Annotated in this window: 15 protein-coding genes and 3 pseudogenes; 13 read left to right on the top strand and 5 right to left on the bottom strand. The window is 65.0% G+C overall.

Features of this window, described 5'->3' with window-relative positions:
* Positions 1 to 445 precede the first annotated feature (445 nt).
* The 3 genes and pseudogenes from AC0L2B_RS11115 to AC0L2B_RS11105 form a co-directional block, all read left to right on the top strand.
* Positions 446 to 739, top strand: coding sequence for a hypothetical protein (locus AC0L2B_RS11115; RefSeq protein WP_473745468.1), 294 nt, complete (start codon positions 446 to 448; stop codon positions 737 to 739).
* Positions 631 to 912: pseudogene (locus AC0L2B_RS11110) on the top strand (hypothetical protein). The gene AC0L2B_RS11115 and the pseudogene AC0L2B_RS11110 overlap by 109 nt, the downstream one beginning before the upstream one ends.
* Positions 900 to 947 (top strand): annotated as a pseudogene (locus AC0L2B_RS11105) (hypothetical protein); the annotation flags it as partial. The pseudogenes AC0L2B_RS11110 and AC0L2B_RS11105, both read left to right, overlap by 13 nt.
* A 100-nt stretch (positions 948 to 1,047) precedes the next feature.
* On the opposite strand, the gene AC0L2B_RS11100 reads toward AC0L2B_RS11105, so the two are convergent.
* The 4 genes from AC0L2B_RS11100 to AC0L2B_RS11085 all read right to left on the bottom strand — a co-directional run bounded on the left by AC0L2B_RS11100 (position 1,048) and on the right by AC0L2B_RS11085 (position 4,653).
* Positions 1,048 to 1,638 (bottom strand): NodA family N-acyltransferase, encoded by a 591-nt coding sequence (locus tag AC0L2B_RS11100; protein ID WP_065010676.1) that lies wholly within the window; start codon positions 1,636 to 1,638, stop codon positions 1,048 to 1,050.
* A gap of 477 nt (positions 1,639 to 2,115) precedes the next feature.
* A complete protein-coding gene (gene fabG / locus AC0L2B_RS11095) occupies positions 2,116 to 2,853 on the bottom strand; it encodes a 3-oxoacyl-[acyl-carrier-protein] reductase (RefSeq protein WP_473617354.1) in 738 nt (245 codons plus the stop codon).
* Between the two features lie 309 nt (positions 2,854 to 3,162).
* On the bottom strand, positions 3,163 to 4,371 hold the full coding sequence (locus AC0L2B_RS11090; protein WP_065008437.1) for a beta-ketoacyl-[acyl-carrier-protein] synthase family protein: 1,209 nt from the start codon (positions 4,369 to 4,371) through the stop codon (positions 3,163 to 3,165).
* Positions 4,372 to 4,653 (bottom strand): acyl carrier protein, encoded by a 282-nt coding sequence (locus tag AC0L2B_RS11085; protein ID WP_065008438.1) that lies wholly within the window; start codon positions 4,651 to 4,653, stop codon positions 4,372 to 4,374.
* A gap of 1,236 nt (positions 4,654 to 5,889) precedes the next feature.
* On the opposite strand from AC0L2B_RS11085, the gene AC0L2B_RS11080 reads away from it, so the two are divergent.
* The 10 genes and pseudogenes from AC0L2B_RS11080 to fni all read left to right on the top strand — a co-directional run bounded on the left by AC0L2B_RS11080 (position 5,890) and on the right by fni (position 17,242).
* Complete coding sequence (locus tag AC0L2B_RS11080) at positions 5,890 to 7,122, top strand: cytochrome P450 family protein (protein WP_473745392.1); 1,233 nt, start codon at positions 5,890 to 5,892, stop codon at positions 7,120 to 7,122.
* 16 nt (positions 7,123 to 7,138) lie between these two features.
* Positions 7,139 to 8,341, top strand: coding sequence for a cytochrome P450 (locus tag AC0L2B_RS11075; protein ID WP_473745390.1), 1,203 nt, complete (start codon positions 7,139 to 7,141; stop codon positions 8,339 to 8,341).
* A 94-nt stretch (positions 8,342 to 8,435) separates the two neighbouring features.
* A complete protein-coding gene (locus tag AC0L2B_RS11070) occupies positions 8,436 to 9,725 on the top strand; it encodes a cytochrome P450 (RefSeq protein ID WP_473745389.1) in 1,290 nt (429 codons plus the stop codon).
* Position 9,726: 1 nt separating this feature from the next.
* Complete coding sequence (locus tag AC0L2B_RS11065) at positions 9,727 to 10,035, top strand: ferredoxin (RefSeq protein ID WP_473745458.1); 309 nt, start codon at positions 9,727 to 9,729, stop codon at positions 10,033 to 10,035.
* On the top strand, positions 10,022 to 10,861 hold the full coding sequence (locus AC0L2B_RS11060; RefSeq protein WP_473498260.1) for an SDR family oxidoreductase: 840 nt from the start codon (positions 10,022 to 10,024) through the stop codon (positions 10,859 to 10,861). The genes AC0L2B_RS11065 and AC0L2B_RS11060 overlap by 14 nt, the downstream gene beginning before the upstream one ends.
* Positions 10,861 to 12,204: a cytochrome P450 gene (locus AC0L2B_RS11055; protein ID WP_473745388.1), complete on the top strand. Its 1,344-nt coding sequence runs from the start codon at positions 10,861 to 10,863 to the stop codon at positions 12,202 to 12,204. The genes AC0L2B_RS11060 and AC0L2B_RS11055 overlap by 1 nt, the downstream gene beginning before the upstream one ends.
* Positions 12,205 to 12,355: 151 nt before the next feature.
* A complete protein-coding gene (locus tag AC0L2B_RS11050; RefSeq protein ID WP_473745457.1) occupies positions 12,356 to 13,354 on the top strand; it encodes a polyprenyl synthetase family protein in 999 nt (332 codons plus the stop codon).
* A gap of 304 nt (positions 13,355 to 13,658) precedes the next feature.
* Positions 13,659 to 15,209, top strand: a complete 1,551-nt coding sequence (locus tag AC0L2B_RS11045) for a hypothetical protein (protein ID WP_473745386.1) — start codon at positions 13,659 to 13,661, stop codon at positions 15,207 to 15,209.
* Positions 15,206 to 16,107: pseudogene (locus tag AC0L2B_RS11040) on the top strand (terpene synthase family protein). The gene AC0L2B_RS11045 and the pseudogene AC0L2B_RS11040 overlap by 4 nt, the downstream one beginning before the upstream one ends.
* Before the next feature lie 85 nt (positions 16,108 to 16,192).
* Complete coding sequence (gene fni / locus AC0L2B_RS11035) at positions 16,193 to 17,242, top strand: type 2 isopentenyl-diphosphate Delta-isomerase (protein ID WP_473745385.1); 1,050 nt, start codon at positions 16,193 to 16,195, stop codon at positions 17,240 to 17,242.
* Positions 17,243 to 17,527: 285 nt separating this feature from the next.
* Here the strand turns inward: fni and AC0L2B_RS11030 are convergent, their stop codons facing one another.
* The gene (locus tag AC0L2B_RS11030) at positions 17,528 to 17,749 is read right to left on the bottom strand and encodes a KTSC domain-containing protein (RefSeq protein WP_473745384.1); all 222 of its coding nucleotides are present in this window, start codon (positions 17,747 to 17,749) and stop codon (positions 17,528 to 17,530) included.
* Positions 17,750 to 18,152 lie beyond the last annotated feature (403 nt).

The following is an 18,152-nucleotide window of genomic DNA, read 5'->3' as shown; positions in this document are numbered from 1 at the left end:
ACACCACAAGCCTCAGCTTTGCTGCTGTCTTTGAGGCAAGCGCCTGCGCAATTCGGGGAAGCTTGTCGTGCTGCGCCAATGCGATGTAGCTTGCGTCGATCGCGGAAGTGCCTGGCCGCGATGGACGCGCGCCTGGGCGGGTCTTCGGCGCAGACCAGAGAATGCTCTTCGGAGCCAACGCAAACATCAACCACTTCCCTAAGCCTTACATCCTTGAATTCTTTCTATGCAACGTGCCGTACCATCGGTAAAATCGTCTGTTTCGATGAAACGCATCCACGTCATGGATAGCTAGTGACATGGGTTCCAGGGCGTTGACCTGAACCCTCTCGTTGTGCGTCACAGCTAATCCCAGCGGAACCTTACGGCGGCAGCACGCAGCATGACCCACGTCAGCCGGCCATGAGCGCGGCCGCGACGACGACATCCGAACGGAGCCGTTGACATGACTTCACTTGCACCACTTCCTCAGATCATCATGGAGGCCATCGTGCGCCGTGACCTGCTGGAAGACCTGGGCAGAGCTGGCGATATCACGAGCGATGCAATTATCGCCGCCGATTGCAAAGCCAAGCTTTCGCTTAACGCGCGCCAAGCGGGCAAGGCTACGGCCGCGTTTGTCGAAGCGATATGCGGTCAGGCGCCAATCACCGCTTCGCGCTCGACGACGCGGTGCTCATCAAGGACGACCACATCGCCATTGCCGCGACATCCCCACCGCAATCGAGCGGGCGCGTAGCGTCATAGGTCACATACAAGATCGAGGTAGAGGTGGACAGGCTGGACCAGTTGGAGATAGCCCTTACAGTGGGCGTCGACGCCGTGCTCCTCGACAACATGTCGGTCGAGGAGCTTGCGCAGGCTGTGGCTATGTCGGGCGCCGCGCGATCACCGAGGCCTTGGGCCGAGTAACGCGGGCGAGCGCCCCGGCAACTGCGGCGACCGGCGTGGACCTCATATCGATTGGCTGGCTTACCCACAGCGCGCCCATTCTCGACATCGGTCTCGCGCTTGGCGCCGGCGCCATCACCCGGCACTTCAAGATGTTCATAGCTCCGGACCGTTCCGAACGATCAGGGTGCCGGATGGCCACTCGCTCATCGAGCGTCCAATCGGCACAACCACTACGAGCACGTCCTCCACGCGCGTGGGCGGCAGGTCGAGATACACATCTGCGAGAGTGGACCGCACGCGAACGCCCGACACAATCGCCGCCAGGCCGTCTCTGCAGAACCTTTCCATATGGTTCCGCATCGCGTGCCGAACGGTGCCGAAAGCGAATGGAACCCCAAGCTGCTGCAATACTGGATATACAACGCGCATTGAATGACTGATCCCTTGTCCCTCAAGATCCGGACGCACCCCGTACAACCCCAGGTCGGCCACTAGGAGCTCGACCTCGTCAACCTTGATGAAGCGGCGTAGTATGCCGATATGAGCCGCTACGCCGTGCGCGTCGTAGCTGATTGCGCGGAGTTCCGGCCTCGCACCGGCCCAGCTACGGCCGTCTTCGAATGGCTCTGAGTTGAAGGCCCCAGTCGGTCCGTAGGTCTTTCGGAAAAACTCGGAGAGTTCGACATGATCGGCCTGTTGCAACTCATTTTCCCAGCACAACCTCCACCGCACGTCAGAGCACATGGAAAACCTCATCTTTGTTGCTATTTTGTTGGGGAAGCGCCTAGCAGGGGGACGCTTGTCGAATCGAGCCGGCTCGATGTAGCTGGCGCACCGAAGAAACTAGCCGCAATGAACATGCGACCCCGTTGTGTTCCGAGCACACCGGAAGGCGCACACCAGAACAATACTGCTCTGAACCAATGCAAAAATTCGATAACTAGCTATGGCTTACATCTTTGGAATCTTACTATGCGACGTTCTGCGGCATTGGCAAAATCGTTTCTTTGGATTAATGCATCCACGCTATGGATAGGAAAAGACATGCGGTTCAAAGAACTTGATCTAAATCTCCGCCCACGGCGGCCTTGATCAGGAGGCTTCGACCCGGCCAGTTGCCCGACCGACCCGCTCGTCAGTTGCCAGACCAACCGACTGCTATGGGTGCGAACCTTCCCCCACTGTTGATAGCCGTCATCGGGCCGCACTGAACTTTTCACGCTAAATCATCGCCATGCCGCCATTGACGTGAATGGTCTGGCCGGTGACATAGGCGGCTTCGTTGGAAGCGAGGTAAGCGACGGCGGAGGCAACTTCGGCGCTGGTGCCCATGCGCCGTGTCGGAATCGCCGCCATGATCGCCTCTTTCTGCTTGTCGTTGAGTTTGTCGGTCATCGCCGATTCGATGAAGCCGGGGGCGACGCAGTTGACGGTGATGTTGCGCGTGGCGATCTCCTGCGCCAGCGACTTGGAAAAGCCGATCATGCCGGCCTTGGAGGCGCAGTAGTTGGTTTGGCCGGGATTGCCGGTGACGCCAACCACAGAGGTGATGTTGATGATGCGGCCATGCCGGCGCCGCATCATCGGATGGGTGAGTTCGCGGGTCAGCCGGAACACGGCGGTCAGATTGACCTCGAGCACCGAATCCCAGTCGGCGTCCGACATGCGCACAAACAGCCCGTCCTTGGTAATGCCAGCATTGTTGACGAGAATGTCGACGCCTTCGAGATCGGCCTCGACCTTCTGGCCGAGCGCCTTGACCTCTTCGCGATTGGAAAGGTTCGCCGGGAACAGCTTGACCCGGTCGCCGAGCTCGGCCGCCAGCGTTTCCAGCTTCTCGACGCGGGTGCCGTGCAGGCCGACGACAGCGCCCTGCGCATGCAGCACCCTGGCAATCGCCTCGCCGATGCCTCCCGATGCGCCTGTGACGAGCGTCTTGCGGCCGGTCAGATCGAACATTTATCGATTCCCTTTCTAAGGACCGGCTTCGCACGGGAGCGGTCACTGGCGGCCCTGCGCCTTCCAGACATTATCGGGTACAGCTTTGGACAGGCCCTCGAGCCGAACTCGAAGGGCCTCGCTAAACCTTCCGGGTAGCGGTACGTCCAAGTCGCTTCAACCGTTGAGAATTTTGAAAAAACGGACCCCGGCTCGTCCAGCTTCCGCTGCCACTTGGCGCATTCCCCGAGGCGGTCCAAGGCGACGTCCTTTACAATCGTGATCCGGCCATACGAGAGATAGAGTTACTGGAGGCATCTCGAATGGCTTCTACACCTGCTTGAACGCCAGAACTGCGTTCATGCCGCCCATGGCGAAGGCGTTGCTCAGTGCCACGCGCACCTTGCGCTCGCGCGCCCCATTGGGCGTGACGTCGAGATCGCAATCGGGGTCCGGCTCGCGATAATTGGCGGTCGGCGGCACGACGCCCTCCTGGATCGCCATCACGGAGGCGATCATTTCAAGTGCGCTCGCTGCGCCGAGGCAATGCGCGTGCATGGACTTGGTGGACGAGACAGACATCGAATAGGCATAGTCTCCGAAGACGCGCTTGATTGCCGCCGTCTCGGTCTGATCGTTGGCCTTGGTGCCGGTGCCATGGGCGTTAAGGTAGTCCACGTCCTCGGCATTCAGCCCGGCGTCGGCAAGGCAAGCGCGCATCGCGGCCTCCGGCCCCTCGATAGACGGCGCGACGATGTGGAAGGCATCGCCGGAAAGGCCGATCCCTGCGATCTCGGCAAGCATTGTGGCACCGCGCGCCGCGGCATGCTCATAGCTTTCCAGCACGGCCATGCCCGCACCCTCGCCTATCACCACTCCCTTCCTGTCGGCGGAGAAGGGCCGGCAAGTATCCGGAGCGAGCGCGCGCATTGCTTCCCATGCCTTCATCTGAAGGCATACGAGCGGCGCTTCGGCGCCCCCGGCAAGCATCACGTCGGCCCGGCCGAGCCTGATCTGATCCGCCGCCGAAGCGATCGCATGGTTGGCTGATGCGCATGCGGAGGCGATGGCAAAGACCGGGCCGCGCAGGCCGAGGCTCATGCTGACCTGGCTGGCAGCGGCGCTCGGCAACCCCCTTGGTGCAGTGTAAATGCCAGCACGCTTCGCGCCGCCCAAAAGGAGGGCGCGGTAGGTGTCTTCAACCGTTCCCCAGCCCCAGCCGCAGACACCCACTGTCGCGCCGAAGCGATTCGGATTTCCCTGATCGCAGGAAAGTCCAGCGTGTTGCATGGCTTCGCGCGCTGCAAGCACAGCGAGCAAGCCGACGCGGTCCATGGAGACGAGCTGGTTGCGGCCGATGTCGTGCTCGGGCAGTTCCTTGATCTCGGTACCGACAATGCCCTTCATCTCATGAAGCTCGGAACTGACCATCGGGCGGATGGCGGAGCGGCCTTCGCGCATCTCTTTCCAGATGGAGGCGGCGTTGTTGCCTAGGCCGCAAAGTCCGCCCATCCCAGTAATGACGACTCGCCTGTCCAATCAGACCTCCTTCGCGAGCAAACCGCGGACGGCTTCCACCATGTCGCCGACATTCTTGAGATTCGACCAGGCGTCGGCCGCGTTCATGTCTATCTTGATGTCGTAGGCCTGCTCCACATCCCAGAGGAGATCCGCCAGACCCAGCGAATCGACTCCGAGCGAGGTCAGTTCCGTGGCAGTCGTTATTTCGCCGATGATGGACACACTCTTTCCCTGGCCGCTCTCCGATTCGAGGCGGTTCTTGATCGTGGCAATGATTTCCGTTGCGAGTTGATCAGCCATTCTGTTCCTTTCCATAGCAATGCCTTTTGACGTGGGTGCGGCGTCATACCTCTGCCAGTCACGTCGCGAAAATCGTCCTGACCAGGCTTGTGCCACTCACCAACAGCAATCGGATTAAAGAGACCTGATGAGTTCCGGTTGGTCTGCGGCGTAGGCATCCAACTGCAACTCATTCGGATTAAAGAGACCTGATGAGTTCAGTTGGTCTGCGGCGTAGGCATCCAACTGCAACTCATTTTCCAGGGGCAACTTCCATCGCACGTCTGAGCTCATGGAAATTTCACCTTTCGGGCTCTTTTTTCGCAGTCGTCACACGATAAGGGTAGCGGGCGATCAGGGCGTGTGAGGTGCTGTCAATGCGAGATTCCGGACGATTGATAAAATCGTTTGTTTCAATGAGAGCATCCACCCTGTGGATAGAGATACATTTCAATGAACGGGCAAGCCTCTGGTTGCGGGAGATAATGCTACAGGAGACATCCCGCATGGCTCCACGCAAGAGCTCGGCACGTCTCGGGCGCTGGTAGATGCTCAGCGCCTCACACTCGCTCTCTACGGTGCGACGAAGCGCCCTGGCGGTCGCGGAAGGCACAAAGGTTACCGATTCGCAGGGTGGATTCATCCTGTGGGTCGAGCTTCCGAACACCATCGATTCGCTCGACACTTTCAGGGCTGCATCGCGGCGGCGGCATGGGTGGTATGGGTTTCTAAGGTCTGCGCCTCTCACCAATCTCAAAGGGCGGCAGCAATGCCGCCCCCTTTTTTGGAACGGAGCCGGTCGGAAAAGGTTTGGGGCTTGGTCATCGGTGGTTCCTTCGAATCAGGTTGTGTCAGCAACCCAACGCTACCGAAGAACATCGATGACTGCCGCTACGCCGCTCGCTCGCTACAGCGCTGTTGAGGGCGCGCTCGCGAGCGGCTTCGCTACCGCCGACCTACACCACGCGGTGGGACACGACCTTAAGGTCGGCTAGAGGGCTGGCTGACCATGGCGTTAATATATTTCGGCATTATGAAATTTTAGACATTCCAGTAACAAATAAACTTAACATTCTTTCGCTTGAGTTTTGGGGCTTGTTATTCAATTAACTAGGGCGCCCGAACCCGGCAAGATCAAGCGGGTTAGTCGAAATCCAATTTTGCTGCTGTTGAGGGATGAGACGCTCCGCATTTTGCGCGAAGCTGCAAATGATTTTGTAGCTTTATTACATAATGGTTCTTTATGGAGTTGTGTGCATGCGCGTAAAAAACGATCATTGCGATGTGATCGGTGTGTCGGTCGCTCCCACGCAACTTAATAGTCTGTCTGCTGCGATTCTGCAGCAGGGGGGGATGGCGCGCGTGTCGCTGCCAGGCGATGTGGTGACCTGGGCGGCAGGCGGTCACCAGACGCTCAGGCGGATGTTTTCCGACCAGCGTTTCAACAGGGACTGGCGACAGTGGCGGGCGCTGCAGGACGGCGAGATTCCCGAGGATCATCCGCTGATCGGGATGTGCAAAGTGGACAACATGGTCACGGCGCATGGCGCCGATCACCGGCGCTTGCGCGGCCTGCTGTCCAGCAGCTTCGCGCCCAGTCGTATCGCCTTGCTGGCGCCACGGATCGAACAATGCGTCGATCGACTCCTGGCCGAGATGGCGCAGCGCGGCGGCAGTGCCGATCTGATGTGCGAGTTCGCCGTTCCGCTGCCCACCAACGTGATCGCCGAACTGTTCGGTTTGCCGGACGAACAGCGCGAGGAGATTGTCGCGCTCACCTACAGCCTGGCCAACACCTCCGCCACAGCCGCAGAGGTGCGACAGACGCGGCAGCGCATCCCGGAGTTCTTCCGTCGCCTGATCGCGCTCAAGCGGGGCCAGCTCGGCGACGATCTGGCTTCGGCCCTGATCGTCGCGCGCGACAACGGCGAGCTCGTTTCCGACACCGAGCTCATCGACATGCTATTTATGGTGCTCTCCGCAGGCTTCGTGACCACCACCGGCGTCATCGGCAATGGCGTGCTGGCATTGCTGACGCATCCGCAGCAACTGCACCTGGTGCGCAGCGGCCAAGTTCCGTGGTCACAGGCGATCGAGGAGATCCTGCGCTGGGGCAGCGCAGTGGCCAATCTGCCGTTCCGCTATGCCACCCAGGACGTGGAGATCGACGGATGCATGGTCCGCCGCGGCGACGCCGTCCTGATGGCGTTCCATGCGGCGAACCGGGACGAAAAGGCCTTCGGTCCCGGCGCCGACAGGTTCGATGTCACCCGGCGGCACAACCCGCACCTGTCGTTCGGCGAGGGGCCGCATTCCTGCCTGGGCGCTGAGCTGGCGCGCCTGGAATTGCGCTGCGCCTTCCCCGCGCTGTTCGGGCGGCTGGAGGATCTGGCGCTGACCATCGCCGCGGAGGACGTCGTCTACATGCCCTCTTACGTCATTCGCTGCCCGCAGCGCCTGCCGGTCACCTTCCGCCCGTCCATCGCTTAGAGAGTGAAGTGCCACCATGTCCGAACAACCCTTGCCGACGCTGCCGATGTGGCGCGTCGATCACATCGAGCCCTCGCCCGAGATGTTGGCGCTATGCGCCAATGGTCCGATCCACCGCGTGCGGTTCCCGTCCGGGCACGAAGGCTGGTGGGTGACAGGCTACGACGAGGCCAAGGCGGTGCTGTCCGACGCGGCATTCCGGCCCGCGGGAATGCCGCCGGCGGCATTCACCCCGGATTCGGTGATTCTCGGTTCGCCGGGGTGGCTGGTCTCGCACGAGGGGGGCGAGCATGCCCGGTTACGCACGATAGTGGCGCCGGCCTTCAGCAACCGCAGGGTGAAGCTGCTCGCGCAGCAGGTCGAGGCGATCGCCGCGCAGTTGTTCGAGACGCTGGCGGCCCAGCCCCAGCCCGCCGACCTGCGGCGCCACCTCTCCTTTCCGCTTCCAGCCATGGTCATCAGCGCGCTGATGGGCGTGCTCTACGAGGATCACGCCTTTTTCGCCGGCCTGTCCGACGAGGTGATGACGCACCAGCATGAAAGCGGCCCGCGCACCGCGTCGCGCCTGGCCTGGGAAGAACTGCGCGCCTACATTCGCGGCAAGATGCGGGACAAGCGCCAGGATCCGGGCGACAACCTGCTGACGGATCTGCTCGCAGCGGTCGACCAAGGCAAGGCAACCGAGGAAGAGGCGATCGGCCTGGCGGCGGGCATACTGGTGGCGGGGCACGAGAGCACTGTCGCGCAGATCGAATTCGGCCTGCTGGCTATGTTCCGCCATCCGCAACAGCGCGAACGCCTGGTCGGCGAACCGTCCCTGGTGGACAAGGCGGTGGAGGAAATCCTGCGCATGTACCCGCCGGGCGCGGGCTGGGACGGCATCATGCGCTATCCGAGGACCGACGTGACCATCGCGGGCGTGCATATTCCCGCGGAGAGCAAGGTGCTGGTCGGCCTGCCGGCGACGTCGTTCGATCCGCGCCATTTCGACGACCCGGAAATCTTCGACGTCGGACGCGACGAAAACCCGCACCTGGCGTTCTCCTACGGGCCGCACAACTGTACCGGCGCGGCGCTGGCCAGGCTGGAACTCAAGGTGGTGTTCGGTTCGATCTTCCAGCGCTTTCCCGCGCTACGCCTAGCCGTGTCGCCCGAAGAACTGAAGTTGCGCAAGGAGATCATCACTGGCGGGTTCGAGGAGTTCCCGGTGCTCTGGTGACGCGCGGACGCTGCCTGGATCGGGATCTTCTCCGCAATTTGCCGGCGCGCCTGGGTGCGCACCGGTCAGATCAGCCAGCCAACAGGTAACCAGGATGGACGTGCAAGAAACCACGGCAGCATGCCGGGACGCTTTCGCTGAACTGGCGTCGCCAGCGTGCATCCACGACCCGTATCCGTTCATGCGGTGGTTGCGCGAGCACGATCCGGTGCATCGCGCGGCGTCGGGCCTCTTTCTGTTGAGCCGCCATGCCGACATTTACTGGGCGCTCAAGGCCACGGGCGATGCGTTTCGGGGACCGGCGCCGGGCGAACTGGCGCGCTATTTCCCGCGTGCGGCGACCAGCCTGTCACTCAATCTGCTGGCATCCACGCTAGCGATGAAGGACCCCCCGACGCATACGCGTCTGCGCCGGCTGATCTCGCGCGATTTCACCATGCGCCAGATCGACGACCTGCGGGCGAGCATCGCGCGCATCGTCGCAGCGCGCCTGGACGGCATGGCGCCCGCGCTGGAGCGCGGGGAGGCGGTGGACCTGCATCGGGAATTCGCGCTGGCCTTGCCCATGCTGGTCTTCGCCGAACTGTTCGGCATGCCCCAGGACGACGTGTTCGGGCTCGCCGCCGGCATCGGCACCATTCTGGAAGGCCTGAGTCCGCACGCCAGCGATCCCCAGCTCGCCGCCTCGGACGAGGCCAGCGCCAAGGTGCAGGCCTACTTCGGCGACCTCATACAGCGCAGGCGCACCGATCCCCGCCACGACATCGTGTCGATGCTGGTCGGCGCACACGACGACGATACCGACACGCTGTCGGATGCGGAGTTGATCAGCATGCTGTGGGGCATGCTGCTGGGCGGCTTCGCCACCACTGCTGCGAGCATCGACCATGCGGTCCTGGCGATGCTGGCGTATCCCGAACAGCGACACTGGCTGCAGGGGGACGCCGTGGGGGTGAAGGCATTCGTGGAAGAAGTCCTGCGCTGCGATGCGCCCGCCATGTTCAGCTCCATTCCGCGTATAGCCCAGCGCGACATTGAACTGGGCGGCGTGGTGATTCCGAAGAACGCGGACGTGCGCGTGCTGATCGCGGCCGGCAATCGCGACCCGGACGCCTTCGCCGATCCCGACCGCTTCGATCCCGCGCGGTTCTACGGCACCAGTCCTGGCATGTCGAGCGACGGGAAGATCATGCTGAGCTTCGGCCACGGCATCCACTTCTGCCTCGGTGCGCAACTGGCCCGGGTGCAGTTGGCCGAGAGCCTGCCGCGGATCCACGCGCGCTTCCCAACGCTGGCATTGGCCGAGCAGCCGACCCGGGAGCCCTCCGCGTTCCTTAGGACGTTCCGCGCGCTGCCGGTGCGGCTGCATGCGCAGGGGGGGTGAGATGCGCGTCGTGGTCGACCAGGATCTGTGCGGAACCACCGGGCAGTGCGTGCTGACGCTGCCGGGCACCTTTCGCCAGCGCGAACCGGACGGCGTGGCCGAAGTGTGTGTGGCGACGGTCCCGCAGGCGCTGCACGCCGCCGTGCGGCTCGCGGCCAGCCAGTGCCCGGTCGCCGCCATTCGGGTCATTGAAACCGACGCTGGCGATGACGAGCGCGCCAGCGCCGACCCTACGCCTTTTCCGGCGGAGGCCGAGCGGCTTGCCGCGGAAGACCACCGCAATGCAGGAGGACACGATGGGACGGTTTGAAGGCAAGGTGGCCGTTGTGACCGGCGCCGGCGCCGGCATTGGCAAGGCATGCGCCCTCGCCATCGCGCGCGAGGGCGGCAGAGTGGTGGTGGCCGACATTGATGGCTCGGCGGCCATCGCCTGCACCGTGCAGATCGCGGCTGAAGCGCGCCACGCGCTGGCACTGGCCATGGACATCTCCGATGCGCAGGCGGTGGCAGCGCTGTTCGAGACGGCGGAGCGGCACTTCGGTGGGGTCGACCTGCTGGTGAACAACGCGAGCGCCATGCATCTGACCCCGCGCGACAGGGCGATCCTCGACCTGGACCTGGCGGTCTGGGATCAGACCATGGCGACCAATCTGCGCGGCACGCTGCTCTGCTGCCGGCAGGCCATCCCACGGATGATCGCCCGCGGTGGTGGCGCGATCGTCAACATGTCGTCGTGCCAGGGGCTCAGCGGTGACACCGCGCAGACGTCCTACGCCGCGTCGAAGGCGGCGATGAACATGCTGTCGGCCTCGCTCGCCACCCAGTACGGTCATGCGCAGATCCGCTGCAACGCGGTTGCGCCGGGTCTCATCATGACCGAGCGTCTACTCGCCAAGCTGGACGAGTGCATGCGACGGCATCTGCGCCGGCACCAGCTCCTGCCGCGCGCCGGGCGCCCCGAGGACGTGGCCGGGCTGGTGGCGTTCCTGCTCTCCGACGATGCTGCGTTCATCACCGGCCAGGTCGTGTGCATCGACGGCGGCATGCTCGCGCATGTGCCGACCTACGCCGACGGTGGCAACAGCCGCACCGCGCGGCCTGCCGGTGCCGAAGCGGCCGCGGCACCGCGCTGCTGATGGACATGCTGCTCAACCCGCTGAACCGTCGGCACCGGCTGCGGTACGACATCCCGGTCGTGCCCGGCGCTTTCCCTCTGGTCGGGCATCTTCCCGCCATCGTCTGCGACCTGCCGCGCCTGCTGCGGCGCGCGGAACGGACGCTGGGCAGCCACTTCTGGCTTGATTTCGGCCCTGCCGGACACCTGATGACCTGCGTGGATCCAGACGCGTTCGCACTACTCCGGCACAAGGACGTGTCCTCGGCGCTGATCGAAGAGATCGCGCCCGAATTGCTTGGCGGAACGTTGGTCGCCCAGGACGGCGTCGCGCACCGGCAGGCGCGCGATGCGATCAAGGCGGCGTTCCTGCCCAAGGGGCTGACCCAGGCCGGCATCGGCGACCTGTTCGCGCCCATCATCCTGGCGCGGGTTCAGGCGTGGCGCGACCGCGGCGACGTAACCATCCTGCGCGAAACCGGCGATCTGACGCTCAAGCTCATCTTCAGCCTCATGGGAATCCCCGCGAACGACCTGCCGGGATGGCATCGCAAGTACCGGCAACTGCTGCAGTTGATCGTCGCGCCCCCGATCGACCTGCCCGGATTGCCCTTGCGGCGTGGCCGCGCCGCCCGCGACTGGATCGACGTGCAGTTGCACCAGTTCGTCCGCGACGCGCGCGCGCATGCCGCGCGAACGGGGTTGATCAACGACATGGTGAGCGCCTTCGATCGCAGCGATGATGCGCTCTCCGATGACGTCCTGGTCGCCAATATCCGCCTGCTGCTGCTTGGCGGTCACGACACCACCGCCTCGACGATGGCCTGGATGGTGATCGAGCTGGCGCGGCAGCCTGTGCTGTGGGACGCCCTGGTCGAGGAGGCGCAACGCGTGGGCGCGGTGCCGACCCGACACGCGGACCTGGCGCAGTGTCCGGTCGCCGAGGCGCTGTTCCGCGAGACGCTGCGCGTGCATCCGGCGACTACGCTCCTGCCGCGTCGCGCGCTGCAGGAATTGCAACTCGGCCAACGGCGCATTCCCGCCGGCACCCATCTGTGCATCCCGCTGCTGCATTTCTCGACCTCGGCGCTGCTGCACGAGGGGCCTGATCAGTTCCGCCTGGCGCGGTGGCTGCAACGCACGGAGCCGATTCGGCCGGTGGACATGCTGCAGTTCGGTACCGGGCCACACGTCTGCATCGGCTACCACCTGGTATGGCTGGAACTGGTGCAGTTCTCCATCGCCTTGGCGCTGACCATGCACAAGGCCGGGGTGCGGCCGCGGTTGCTGAGCGGCGTCGAAAAAGGCCGGCGCTATTACCCGACCGCACATCCGTCCATGACAATCCGCATCGGATTCTCATGAGCTGGCATCGCACGCCCCGTGTGGCGAGGCAGCGGCGCCGACGCGCGGCATTGCTGCACTCGGCGCGCTCGCTCGGTGCGACGCCGGCAACACCGCGGCGGCTCGCCGCTCGCCGTGGCGGTCTCCTGTCAGGTACAAGGACATGAACGACATGCAGACCGGTTCCACGCTACACGACGACCGAACTGGCGTTTCCGCGCTCGGCGGATTGGGCGCGCAAGCGCACGGCGCATCCGGCAGGCTGCTGCCGGAGATCTGGATGCAGGACGGCGCAAAGCGGGTCGAACAGGCGCTGGCGCGTCTCCTCTGCGCCGAAGACGACGGTGAGACCGAGCTGATGGCGGCGATGCGATACGCCACCTTGCATGGCGGAAAGCGCACCCGCGCCTTGCTCTGTCTGGCTGCCGGCGCACTGGCCGACACGCCGGCGCACATGCTCGACGACGTCGGCGCCGCCATCGAGATGATGCACGCCTGTACCCTGGTCCACGACGACCTGCCCGCGATGGACGATGACGTGCTTCGCCGCGGCCTTCCGACCGTGCACGTCAAGTTCGGCGAAGCCACTGCGATCCTGGTCGGCGATGCGCTGCAGGCGCACGCCTTCCTGACCCTGGCGAGCCTGGATGCGCCGGGCCACAACCGTATCGCGCTCGTGCGCGAACTGGCGCAGGCGGTGTCCGCCGAGGGTGCCGCAGGCGGGCAGGCCATGGATCTGTCGCTGGTCGGAAAGCACGTCGAGCTGGACAGGATCGTGGCGATGCACCGGATGAAGAGCGGAGCGCTAGTGCGCGCGTCCGTTCGCATGGGCGCGCTAGGCGCCATCTCGGAGGATGCCGCGCACGCTGCGCTGTACTGTGCGCTCGATCGCTACAGCGCCTGTTTCGGCCTGGCGCTGCAGGTGGTCGACGACATTCTCGACGCGACAGTCGATACCGCGACGCTGGGCAAGACCGCCGGCAAGGACGCGGCGGCGCATAAGCCGACCTGCGCGTCGATCATGGGGCTGCAGGCAGCGCGCCAGTTCGCGCTGGATCTGTTGCGCGACGCCGGGGAGGCCATCGCCCCGCTGGGGCCGCGTGCGGAACGATTGGCGCAGATGCTGCAGCGGGCCAACGCGTATCTGTTCAAGCACGCGCCCTGCGCATGAGCGCGCCCGTCCGCATGGAGCCGCCCTGTGCCGCTGCGATCGGCTGGCGGCAGCGGTGCATGCTGCACTGTGTTCCGAGGCGGCGGCGCCGATCGCAGCGGTTGCCCAGCACGGCCGCGGCGCACGCGGCGCCTGCGCGCAAGCCTATGCGGCGGACCGGCGCCGGCATCGGGGCGCGTCGCCGCGCCGGAGCAGGGCGGCCGTCCGGCGCTGCCGTGCGCCGGGCCGCAACCGGCCTGTGGCGACGAGCGCGGCGTCTGCTTGTCCTGGTTCTCGTCGACCGTCTGCAGAAGGAACATCCCGCGTGAACGCGCTGTCCGAACAGATCCTTTACGAATTGCGCCACCTGCTGAGCGAGATGAGCGACGGTGGCAGCGTCGGTCCGTCCGTCTACGACACGGCGCGAGCTCTGCAGTTCCACGGCACCGTCACCGGTCGGCAGGACGCATACGCGTGGCTCCTCGCGCAGCAACAGGCCGATGGCGGATGGGGAAGCGCGGACTTCCCGCTGTTCCGCCATGCGCCCACGTGGGCGGCGTTGATCGCATTGCAGCGTGCCGATCCTCTTCCCGGCGCTGCCGACGCAGTCCAGGCTGCAACCCGGTTCCTCGAGCGCCAGCCCGATCCCTACGCGCAAGCGGTGCCGGAAGACGCGCCGATCGGCGCGGAGCTGATCCTGCCGCAGTTGTGCGTCGAGGCCGCATCCTTGCTCGGCGGCGTGGCGTTTCCGCGCCACCCGGCGCTGTTGCCATTGCGGCAAGCGTGCCTGGTCAAGCTGGGGGCGGCGGCGACGTTGCCGAGCGGCCATCCGTTGCTGCACTCCTGGGAAGCCTGGGGGACGTCGCCGACCACCGCATGCCCGGATGACGACGGCAGCATCGGCATCAGTCCGGCGGCCACCGCCGCGTGGCGTGCGCACGCCGTGACACAGGGGAGCATGCCGCAGGTCGGGCGCGCCGACGCGTATCTGCAGGCGGCATCGCGGGCGACGCGCAGCGGCATCGAAGGTGTCGTGCCCAACGTCTGGCCGATCAATGTGTTCGAGCCATGCTGGTCGCTGTACACCCTGCATCTGGCCGGGCTGTTCGCGCATCCCGCGCTCGCCGAGGCGGTGCGCGTGATCGTCGCGCAGCTCGACGCCCGCCTGGGCGTGCGCGGTCTGGGCCCGGCCTTGCACTTCGCGGCCGATGCGGACGACACCGCCGTTGCGTTGTGCGTCCTGCGCCTTGCAGGCCGCGACCCGGCGGTCGATGCGTTGCGCCATTTCGAAATCGGCGAGCTGTTCGTCACCTTCCCCGGCGAGCGCAATGCCTCGGTGTCGACCAACATCCATGCCCTGCATGCGTTGCGACTGTTGGGAAAGCCCGCCGCCGGGACCAGCGCCTACGTCGAGGCCAATCGCAACCCGCACGGTCTATGGGACAACGAGAAATGGCACGTTTCGTGGCTGTATCCCACCGCGCATGCGGTCGCTGCGCTGGCGCAAGGCAACCCCCAGTGGCGCGACGAGCGCGCGCTGGCGGCGCTGCTGCAGGCGCAACGCGACGGCGGCGGCTGGGGCACCGGTCGCGCGTCCACATTCGAGGAAACCGCCTATGCGCTGTTCGCGTTGCACGTGATGGACGGGAGCGAAGAGCCGACAGGGCGCCGGCGCATCGCGCAGGCGGTGGCGCGTGCGCTGGAGTGGATGCTCGCCCGCCATTCGGCGCATGCACTGCCGCAGACGCCGCTGTGGATCGGCAAGGAACTGTATTGCCCCACCCGGGTCGTGCGCGTGGCCGAACTTGCCGGGTTGTTGCTGGCGCTTCGTTGGGGGCGGCGCGTCCTGGCCGTGGGACCAGGAGCGACGCCATGATCCAGACCGAACGCGCGCTGCAGCAGGTGCTGGAGTGGGGGCGTTCCCTGACCGGGTTCGCCGACGAGCATGCCGAGGAAGCGGTCAGGGGCGGCCAGTACATCCTGCAGCGTATCCAACCGAGCCTGCGCGACACCAGCGCCCGCACCGGCCGCGATCCGCAGGACGAAACGCTGATCGTGGCGTTCTATCGCGAACTGGCGCTGCTGTTCTGGCTCGACGATTGCAACGACCTTGGCCTGATCGCGCCGGAGCAGCTCGCCGCGGTGGAGCAGGCGCTGGGGCGGGGCGTACCGTGCGTGCTCCCCGGATTCGAGGGCTGCGCTGTGCTGCGCGCTTCGCTGGCCGCGCTCGCCTACGATCGTCGCGACTATGCTCAGCTTCTCGACGATACCCAGTGCTACTGCGCGGCGCTGCACGCCGGACCCGCGCAGGCGGCAGGGGCGGAACGCTGGTCCTACGCCGAGTACCTGCACAACGGCATCGATTCGATCGCCTACGCGAACGTGTTCTGTTGCCTGTCGTTGCTGTGGGGGCTGGACATGGCGACCTTGCGCGCGCGTCCGGCGTTTCGCCAGGTCCTGCGGCTCATCTCCGCGATAGGGCGCCTGCAGAACGATCTGCATGGACGCGACAAGGACAGGTCGGCCGGCGAGGCCGACAACGCGGCGATCCTGCTGCTGCAGCGCTATCCGGCTATGCCTGTGGTGGAGTTCCTCAACGACGAGCTGGCCGGCCATACGCGCATGCTGCACCGGGTGATGGCGCAAGAACGCTTTCCCGCGCCGTGGGGACGGTTGATTGAGGCCATGGCGGCCATCCGCGCGCAGTACTACCAGACCTCGACCAGCCGCTACCACAGCGACGCTGCGGGGGAGGCCAGCGTGCGCCGGCCTGAACGCGCGGGAGACGGCGGCGTGCGCGCGCTGCCGTCGGTCCGATCCGACGCAACGCCGTCGCCCGATGCGACGGATGGAGCGAGCATGAGCGACACCGCCCTGAGCCGGCGCAAGGACGACCATCTGGACATCGTGCTGGATCGGCGAACGGCGCCGGCCACGGTCGCCGCCGGCTGGGAGTACATCCGTTTCGAACACTGCGCATTGCCCGAGTTGGACTTGACGCAGATCGACCTGCGCGCCTCGCTGCTGGGCAAGACCATTCGCGCGCCGCTGCTGATCAGCTCCATGACCGGCGGCATGCCACGCGCCGAGGCCGTCAACCGACATCTGAGCGAGGCAGCGCAAGCCTTGGGGATCGCCATGTGCGTCGGTTCGCAGCGCGTGAGCCTGCAATCCCGCAACTCACAGGGGCTGACGCGCGCGCTGCGCCGCCTGGCGCCAGACATTCCCTTGCTGGCCAATATCGGCGCCGCGCAACTGCGCGAGGCCGACGGCCTGGACCTAGCGCGCCGGGCGGTAGATGCGCTGGAGGCCGATGGACTCATCGTCCATCTCAATCCGCTGCAGGAAGCGGTACAGCCGGAGGGCGACCGCGACTGGGGAGGCGTCCTGGCGCAGATCGCTCGCGCCGCGCGCAGCGTGGGCGTGCCGATCGTGGCCAAGGAAGTGGGGTCGGGCCTGTCCGCCTCGGTGGCCTGTGCGCTCGTCGAGGCGGGCGTGGCGGTGATCGATGTCGCCGGCGCCGGCGGCACCAGTTGGGCCGCGGTGGAGGGCGAGCGCGCCCGCGATGCCGCCGACCGTGCAGTGGCAATGGCGTTCGCCGATTGGGGGATTCCGACCCCGGCCAGCGTGCAGGCGGTACGTCGGGCGCTGCCAACGGTGAAGCTGATCGCGTCGGGCGGGATCCGCGACGGCGTCGACGTGGCCAAGGCCATCCACCTGGGCGCGGACATCGCCGGGCAGGCGGCCGGCGTGCTGCGCGCGGCGACGGTGTCCACCGAGGCGGTTGTCGCGCATTTCGAGATCGTCATCCGCCAGTTGGCCGTCGCCTGCTTCTGCACCGGCTCGGCTGATCTGGCGGCATTGCGTCAGGCGCGCTTGTTGCCCTCGGCGCATCTGCCCGCCGGTTGATGCCGGCGTCGCCCGCACGTGGCGGCGGGCGCGCCTAGCAGGCTGCTGAAATGCCTACGCCAAACATAGACTACTGATCCACCTTGGCGAAGCGGTTCGATGCGCGGGAGCGATGTGTTCATGGAGCAGTGTTCACGATGAAGCGGTTGGAGGATTTCGTTCCAGCCGATCATCTAATGCCCGATCCGGCTGATGGTCAATGAAGCGCTGGTGCGGCTAGACCAGACGCGAGGAATGACAGAAACTCTCCGTAGGACTTCGACAGGTTCAGGCCATTGAAGCTCGTTATTGAGTACCAACCAGGCGGTGCCGGAATTGATTGCGGATATGGTCGTTGAAAAAGCGGCCTTTGGCGAAGGCGGCTTTGAACGCGGCGAAGGTCTCCGGCGGCACGTTCTCAAACTCGTACCGTTTGCCGCTGGCGACGAACCACACCGAAAGGACTTTGCGCTTCGGATCGTATTCCGTTTGCGTATCGAGGTGGATGGCATGACGCAGCTCGAGCAAAAGTCTTCAACGATCGCAGAGCCTGTCACGTTCCTTCGTGGTGTTGGTCCCGAGCAGCGCACGAGGATTTGCTCCGGGCCACCTAACGCATCGCGGCATCGCAAACGCGGCAGGCACGGTCTTCCGGGTCTCTCTTTCTACGCCGGCAGCGAACTTCGAACTTCCAAATCACTTCGACCCCTTTGGCTTGGCGCTGTTGAATAGCCAATCGACCCTCATGCATACTCAGCAGATGAAAACCCGAGTGCGCGCGTAGATCTCCGGGGCAATCAAGGGCGCAAAGGACATAGCAAAGCCGCAAGATTTGAATCGGATTAAATAGGACGTGCTCTAGCGGGCCAAGGACATCATGATTACGGGGCGACCTGCCAACCTCGCACCGTGATATAGCTTGTCCACTGTC

The sequence above is a fragment of the Mesorhizobium sp. WSM4815 genome, from assembly GCF_055811575.1.
The sequence above is the reverse complement of the archived record's forward strand: the minus strand, read 5'-3'. Positions and strand labels throughout refer to the sequence as shown.